The sequence below is a fragment of the Acinetobacter sp. ABJ_C4_1 genome (genome assembly GCF_044538495.1).
In the GTDB taxonomy this organism is placed as follows: domain Bacteria; phylum Pseudomonadota; class Gammaproteobacteria; order Pseudomonadales; family Moraxellaceae; genus Acinetobacter; species Acinetobacter nosocomialis_A.
The window spans coordinates 1-671 of sequence record NZ_JBIUCQ010000032.1 but is presented as its reverse complement, the minus strand read 5'-3'; the positions used below and the strand labels follow the sequence as shown (position 1 = coordinate 671).

Sequence of the window (671 nt, the reverse complement as noted above, 5' to 3'; positions counted from 1 at the left end):
GCATCCAGTCCGTTCGCTGTCAGCTTCCCTGCAAACACAGGCGCATCGGCAAGTTGAATATCAACGGTATTACCACTAATGACTGTCTTCACATTCGAGTTCGAGCCAGATGCTGTCAGCCCACCTGTGATATTCAGGGTTTCACCCAATTTACGGTCAACACTGCCACTGTTACCTGCAAAGGTAATCGGTTTAACCACTTCATTGTTCAGGTTAGTTAAGGCATCACCGACATTGTTGGCATTAACTGTTGTACCGTCAGTTTTAGTGGTGACATAAGTTGGTGAGCTTACTGCACCTGTTGTGCTGTCATAGCTTGATCCACCACCCAGATTGTTGGCTGTGCTGTTGCCCAAGGCATCGGTTTTGTTATTGCTTGAGGTACTTAATGCATCAAGCTGGCCTTTGTTTACTGCATCGGTAGCATTGGTGCCCGCTGCTACGTTACTGATTGTGTTGCCTGCAGCATCAATACCAGTCTTGGTCACACTTGGTCCACCTGCAATGGTTAAACCATTCGTATCCAGCTTACTGTCCCCTGCCGTTACACTGTCAATATTCAGATCACGATTCAGTCCATACTGAATTGTATTGCCGGTCTTGGTCACTTTCAGGTTGGTTTCACCTGCAACCGTACCAATGTCTACCGTATCACCAGCTTTTACTGCAGC

At 47.2% G+C, this 671-nt stretch carries 1 pseudogene; it reads right to left on the bottom strand.

The features are described from left to right. Nucleotides 1-671 (bottom strand): annotated as a pseudogene (locus tag ACIF8R_RS18350) (hypothetical protein); the annotation flags it as partial.